This window comes from Okeania sp. (assembly GCF_035285525.1).
GTDB lineage: Bacteria > Cyanobacteriota > Cyanobacteriia > Cyanobacteriales > Microcoleaceae > Trichodesmium.
Map to the genome: position 1 here is coordinate 1 of NZ_JAYKGW010000075.1, position 6,761 is coordinate 6,761.

Annotated in this window: 6 protein-coding genes and 1 pseudogene; 1 reads left to right on the forward strand and 6 read right to left on the reverse strand. The window is 38.4% G+C overall.

Translation table 11 applies throughout. From position 1 onward, the window contains the following. On the reverse strand, positions 1–1,675 hold a 1,675-nt coding region (locus VKJ25_RS07650), incomplete at its 3' end, for a DUF3466 family protein (protein ID WP_324236029.1). A gap of 557 nt (positions 1,676–2,232) precedes the next feature. Here VKJ25_RS07650 and VKJ25_RS07655 point away from each other — a divergent pair. Next, the gene (locus VKJ25_RS07655; RefSeq protein ID WP_324236030.1) at positions 2,233–3,561 is read left to right on the forward strand and encodes a four-carbon acid sugar kinase family protein; all 1,329 of its coding nucleotides are present in this window, start codon (positions 2,233–2,235) and stop codon (positions 3,559–3,561) included. Between the two features lie 795 nt (positions 3,562–4,356). Here the strand turns inward: VKJ25_RS07655 and VKJ25_RS24525 are convergent. From VKJ25_RS24525 to VKJ25_RS07675, 5 genes and pseudogenes are all read right to left on the reverse strand, one after another. Continuing rightward, positions 4,357–4,557 (reverse strand): M10 family metallopeptidase C-terminal domain-containing protein, encoded by a 201-nt coding sequence (locus VKJ25_RS24525; protein WP_375340311.1) that lies wholly within the window; start codon positions 4,555–4,557, stop codon positions 4,357–4,359. Continuing rightward, positions 4,543–5,103 (reverse strand): annotated as a pseudogene (locus VKJ25_RS07660) (hypothetical protein); the annotation flags it as partial. The gene VKJ25_RS24525 and the pseudogene VKJ25_RS07660, both read right to left, overlap by 15 nt. Positions 5,104–5,146: 43 nt before the next feature. Beyond that, positions 5,147–5,488: a hypothetical protein gene (locus VKJ25_RS07665; protein ID WP_324236031.1), complete on the reverse strand. Its 342-nt coding sequence runs from the start codon at positions 5,486–5,488 to the stop codon at positions 5,147–5,149. Between the two features lie 53 nt (positions 5,489–5,541). Beyond that, positions 5,542–5,934, reverse strand: a complete 393-nt coding sequence (locus VKJ25_RS07670) for a matrixin family metalloprotease (RefSeq protein WP_324236032.1) — start codon at positions 5,932–5,934, stop codon at positions 5,542–5,544. A gap of 492 nt (positions 5,935–6,426) precedes the next feature. Beyond that, complete coding sequence (locus VKJ25_RS07675) at positions 6,427–6,729, reverse strand: hypothetical protein (protein WP_324236033.1); 303 nt, start codon at positions 6,727–6,729, stop codon at positions 6,427–6,429. Between the last annotated feature and the right edge of the window lie 32 nt (positions 6,730–6,761).

Consider the following 6,761-nt stretch of genomic DNA (forward strand, 5'->3'; position numbering starts at 1 on the left):
TGTCCTCTCTCAACCTGACTTCAGGCTCCAGACTAGCAGATTCAAAAGTTACGGTTTCTGGTAGTTGTTCCGTTAAAGTTACATCTGTAGCATTTCCGGGACCGTTATTAGTAACTTCAATGGTATAAGTTAAAGTTTCTCCCAGTTTGACAGGATCGGCAGAGTCCGATTTTCTAACTGATAAGTCTGCCGATTTTTGTTGTTTTTCTGGTATTAAGAGAAAGGCATGAGTTTCACCATTAAGGGAACCCGAACCGACAATTTCTCCTGCATCATTAATATCTCTTGCTACTTCCAAAGTCCAGTCAGAATCATCAGGTATTAATTCATTCAAATCGACAACCTCATTCGGATCTGACTGTTGATTGTTATTAGTATCTTCCCATAAAAAGGCTTTATTGTCAGACTCACCAACCACTTGAGTTAAATTATTAATCCCGAAGGCTCGACTAGCACTGGAACCTGTTGTTAAAGAACCTAAATCTTGGATACCCTTACTACTATCCCACAAAAAGGCTTTTTTACCAGATTGACCGACCACTTCACCTCGGTTATTAATAGACCAAGCTTGAGTATTCGATGCACCATCCAAACTACCAAGGTCTAATGCTGCATTAATCGTGCCTTCATTCCATAGAAAAGCATGAAAAACACCGCCAAAAACATCAGTGTAACCCACGATCTGGTCATTATCATTAATACTCGTTGCCCAACTATTATTGGGTAGAGGTGTATTCAGTGGAATCGCTTCACCATTTTCCCAACGAATACTATGAAAGTTGAAAGGTGGAACTTTAAAATAACCAACTATATCGCCATCGTTATTGATGCCAAAAGCAGAACGACTTGCCCCACTGAGGGTTTCCATACCATTTTCTTCATCCCAGACAAAAGCTTTTGGACTACTGGTTGGGGGTAAAAATCCCACAACCTGACCTCGATCGTTGATGTCACGAGCTTTACTTTCGGAACCTCTAATGTCTTGTATTTCCTCAGCATCTACCTCACCATTATCATTCTCGTCTGTAAAAATGAAAGCGCGAACTTCTCCACTAGATGTCTCTGCATCACCAACTACTTGCCCTTGATTATTAATTGCCCATGCTTTGCTTTCGGAACCTCCTAGAGTACCTAGATCGACTACTGTATAAGAGGTTGCTTGCTCAATCTCCACCAACTCCCCATCCAACCAAACAGTTGCCGAATCATCCTCAACTCTCAACTCCTCCAAATACTCCTGACTCAACACATCCCCACGCACCAAATGAGCAAAAATCGCACCTTCATCTCCCAACCCATCAACAGAATTTAATTTCCAATCCACCGCATGACCTATTTCCTCCAACAAAACAGTCGCAACAACCTCAACATTACCCCCATTTGCTGTTAAAAATTCCTGTGATAAATAAATCCTATTTTTGTCTCCGGCAAAAGCTCCATTTGCTCCATTAATTTCTGCTGACTCGCGAATTTCAATAGGAGGAATAAAACTCAAATCTCTTACCAACCAATCTGACTGTAAACCCAACGCATTTTGAGGATTAAAATTATTGCCAAAAGCCACAACCATTTTCTGTAGAAAATTGGTATGATTAGCAAATAACTGTAAATAATTTTCGGCTGTAGTTAAAGCCGATGCAACCGTTTGAGAAGTAGCATTTACTTGATTATTCATAATAGTTTCAACTCCTAAAAATAATTAGCAAGGGAATCACTTTTAACGGCGATTGAGTTTATTTACCTCTAAACTGAAACCGATCTCTTTAAGACATTATCCGGATAGTTATTACCACATTAAACAAAATAAAATTAATTGTCAACCTTTTTGAAAAAATTGATAATTTAGATTTTTTTTCCTTGAATACAAACAGCTTTACATTAGTTAGTTTAGCTGGATTATTAATGGGATAAAGGAATAAATTTATCTAAAAATTGTGGTGTTTAAGATTTGGAAATTATACAAAAAAAACTATGCAAAAAACTTGGTATTTATTGCATATTTTACATTTATTTTAAAATATTTAAACAATTTAATATTTATTAATAGTATTTAATTATTCTTTAGATACTGGTTGAATTTTAATAATTACAACATACTCGTAAACTTTTTTACCAATGGATAATTGACAATTAGAGATAGTTTTAATTATCCATTATTAATTGACAGTTTGACTAACTCATTAGAAAATAAGAATATTCCCAAATTTACTAATTCCTAATTTAGCCAAAAATATGATTAACAAACCGAAAATTATTGTTATAGATGACGATCCTACAGGTTCCCAAACTGTTCATAGTTGCCTACTCCTAACTAAGTGGGATGTAGAAACTCTAAAATTAGGATTACTTGACGAATCTCCCATATTTTTTATCCTCTCCAATACTCGCGCTCTCACTCCCGAACAAGCAGCAACTGTGACGCGAGAAGTTACACAAAATCTGACAGAAGCGATCGCTCAAACAAATATCCAAGATTTTCTGGTTGTCAGTCGTTCTGACTCTACTCTCAGAGGTCATTATCCCATAGAAACGGATGTTATTGCATCAGAGTTAGGTCAGTTTGATGCTCATTTCTTAGTTCCGGCATTTTTTGAAGGAGGGAGAGTCACCCGCAACAGTACCCACTATTTAATAATCAACGGTGTAGAAACCCCGGTTCACGAAACAGAATTTGCTAAAGATTCTGTATTTGGTTACACTTATAGTTATTTGCCTGATTATGTGGAGGAGAAAACTCAAGGTCAGATTAAAGCAGAAACCGTAGAAAGATTTACCCTGGAGGATATTCGTGTTGGGAGTTTAGAACGTTTATTGAAATTGACTAACAACCAATGTGGAGTCGTGGATGGAGAAACTCAAGCTGACTTAGATAGTTTTGCTAACGATCTATTGGCAGCAGCAAGTCAAGGTAAAAAGTTTCTGTTGCGCAGTGCTGCCAGTATTTTAACTTCTCTCGCAGCTTTAGGTTCTCAACCTGTAGCTGCGGACGAAATGAGACAATATGTCAGGAGTGGGAAACCAGGTGTAATTATTGTGGGTTCTCACGTTAAAAAGTCTACTCAACAGTTAGAAAGATTATTACAAGAATCTGATGTAGTTGGTGTAGAAGTAGATGTTTCTCATTTAGTTGCAGACTCTCCAGAGCAAAGAACAAATTTACTTAAGAATATTCTGGAAAAAGTTCATGGTGTTCATGGAGAAGGGAAAACACCTGTGGTTTATACCAGTCGCCAGGAGTTGACTTTTGAAAATGTCCAGGTGCGTTTAGAGTTTGGTGTCGCAGTATCAGAATTATTGATGGATATTGTTCGGGGATTGCCAGAGGATATCGGATTTTTAATTAGTAAAGGTGGCATCACTTCCAATGATACTCTGAGTAAAGGTTTAGCTTTAACTACAGCTCGGTTGTTAGGTCAGGTTTTGGCTGGTTGTTCTATGGTGCGGACTTCTGTCGATCATCCTCAGTTTCCTGAGTTACCTGTAGTGTTGTTTCCAGGGAATGTTGGGGATGTTGATGGGTTGGTGACAGTTTATCAGCGTTTGAATGGGAGCATTAACTAAAAGCAGGAAGTAGTAGGGTGCGTTAATAAAATTAGGACTTACGCACCAGACACTGTATGTAGCGTTAAAAACTATTGCACAATAGTTTTTGAACTTTATAGATAGTACCTTTGCGTAAGTCCTGAAAATGTAACGCACCGCGGATCCTAAATTTTTTGGTGCGTTAGCGCAGCGTAACGCAGCCTACTGGATTGTTGCGTCTAAAAATGTGCATTAGAGAAGACAACCTAGGGGCGGGTTTCACAAGTAGGGACGTTGCATAAGGGCCTCCCTACAACGAGTTTTCTGGGTTTGTCAGATCAACCCCCCATAAGATATGAGGGGGTCTCAGGGATTGATAACTGATAACTGATAACTGAAAAATATGAGTCATAAATTGCCAAAAATAGATACTTTCAATGATACAGTTAAAAGCGATCGCTCCTGATCAAAACCAGATTTAGGGAAAGCCAGAAACCAGTTTTTTCAAAAAACCGGGTTTCTTAAACACAAGACTTACACAAATTATCAATTAAAAAAGCCGATCACTGCCAACTTCTAGACTGGTTTACCCACAGAAGTTTCTAAACCTGAATCCTAAAGTCTGTGGCAGTAATATCCGACGCACCCTCTAATTTAGCAAACAAACCACCAGCACCTAAACCAGCTTTTTTACCATTATGGTTGTAGAATAGTTCACCACTCTCCTCATTGTAAACAATAAATGCTTTGCTGCTGGCAACTTCGGCAGCATCATCAACAACTGCAAATTCCCGTTTGCGACTGAAACCATTACCTTGAAGACTCTTGAGAACTTTAAAATGCGCTTTTGTCGAGAATAAGTTTGTCTTTACCCAATATGAAGTCGGTTATTTCATCGGTTTCTGTTTTGTTAAAATTAGCCAATATAAAAGAATCTCTACCTTTGCCACCTGTTAAGATGTCTTCCCCTTTACCACCGTTGAGTTTGTCTTTACCCTTGCCCCCAAGTAGGGTGTCGTCACCGTTTTTGCCCAACAGTTTGTCGTTACCACCTTTGCCATTTAGCACATCATCTAGCTGACTACCTCTGAGAGTATTTCTACGATTATTGCCATTTTTAGTAATGCCTTGGTTTGGGTGAGTTAAGGAGTCAATTATTTCCTCACCTGTAACATTATCTACAGTTTCGATGAAACCCTTCCCTGGTGTATTGGTTTTGTCGTCGGCAAAAAAATTTTTGATGGTGAGGTCTTCTTTGACATTGACTTGAGCATCTTGGTTGAGGTCGATAATTAAGTCTTTGCCTTTGCGTTCTACGCCAGTTGTACCTTTTGCTAAACCTTCCAGGGATATATCAGTTTCTTCTAATTCCAGGAAGTCGTTTCCTTGACTGTCTATAATTTGACTTCCTTGAGCAGTTTTAGGGTTTAGCTGATAGATATCGTTATCTGTACCACCGTTGAGTGTGTCTTTGCCACCCCCTCCGATGAGAGTATCGTCGCCACTGTATCCAATGACAATGTCGTCACCACTCTTGCCATCAAGGAGGTCATCCTGAGCCGTACCCTTTAATTTATTCTTTCTGTTATTTCCTACCTGAGTATTGCCACCAGGAAGGGGGTTGCTAACATCTTAACCAATTAATCTGAACAGGCCCAGAAGATGTATTTTGAAATAAATTAAGGGACGTTGGTAGTGTTTCCCCAGTATCACTAAACAAGTCTCCTTGGATACGTTCATCAAACATGACTGAAAATCCATTGCTTAGTTCTATATCTCCAACATTTCCAGAAAAGTTATCACTGACTCCAAAAATATCAATTTCATTACCATTTGTTGAAGCAATTAAAATTAATTTAGAATTATTAGGAACTTGGATTTCTTGGTTTAACAAAGTGGATAGATCGCCGGAACCAAGATTTATAAATTTAGGGAAGAAACCGCTATCCTTCATGCTCTTTGACAATTCCAAGATTTGCCTGGGTTACAGATATGGAAGATGGTATTGAAACTCCAGGTTTAAAGGATAAATTCTAGAACTGCGGTTGGAGGTGCAGTACCAGGAAATATACTAGGGTCAATATCACTACCTACCCCAAATGCGAGTCGCTCTTGATCATTCTGTTGAGCAGTTTTACCCGCAGAAAGATCGATAATATTGAGATTGCTATCACTAAATATCTGACTATTAAGAAGTTCCCCTGCAACAGAAGCGCCATTCATCAGTAACTTTGGGTCCTTAATATGCTCTAATCCAAAAGCATGACCAATTTCATGTGCCGTAACATTAGCAATAGCTAGTGCTATCTCATCTGCTGTTGCATTAGAAATATTTTTGGGAAATATAGCCCCACTGTCTTTACTAAAAATTGCATCTACAAAAACAAGAACAGAATCAGGGTCGTTGATCAAAAATTTACCATTGACCAGCAATTCATCTCGATTAAAAGCATCCGACCATGTTATCCCGAAATCTGGACTTGGGTTCTTAGAATCAAAAGGGCTATCTCCAATAAAAGCTCTGATAATTGGTCTATCCTCTGGTACAGTATCAGTTGCACGACCTAAAACTTTGACATTAGCTCCTATATCTGTAAAGACTTTTTGAACGCGGTCTACAATTTTATCCTGGATAGTTGATCAAGTAATATCAGAACGTCCTAAAATTTTGAAAGCATTTTTTGTATTACCAGACTATTTTGGTTGGATATGATAATAGTCAAATATTTGCTTTACTTCAGTAGGAAGAGGTAAAATCTGTGGATTAAAGTCTAAGAAAACAACTGCTTGCTGTCGAGCGCGAATTACACCTTCTGTAGTATCTGTTTTCGCCCAAAACGCAATATCTCCCCGATCGCGATTGTTGATGGGAACATAGATATTTAGCTCCTGAATACCTCCTTCTCAACCATCAATTGTATCACCTTCTTCTACAACCAGAGTAGGTCTGCTTACTGTAAAAGTATTCCCCGGAGCTGTGGAATTAAATGAAGCACGGCCAGAACCAAAGAAATTAAGACGGCTAGTATAAATTCCTTTGGAGATAACATCAGTACCATTAATATTAAGTGGCAAATCCTTTGCCATATAAGTAATAGTTACAGCTCGCTGAGGCTTTGTTGCATGAATGTTGCGATCGCAACTTCTCTTCTGGGAAGAAGTTAATTGGTGAATTAGAATTCTACTTTGTAACTTTCTGGCTGACAATTCTGTATCATACGATTAAGTATGGCACATTG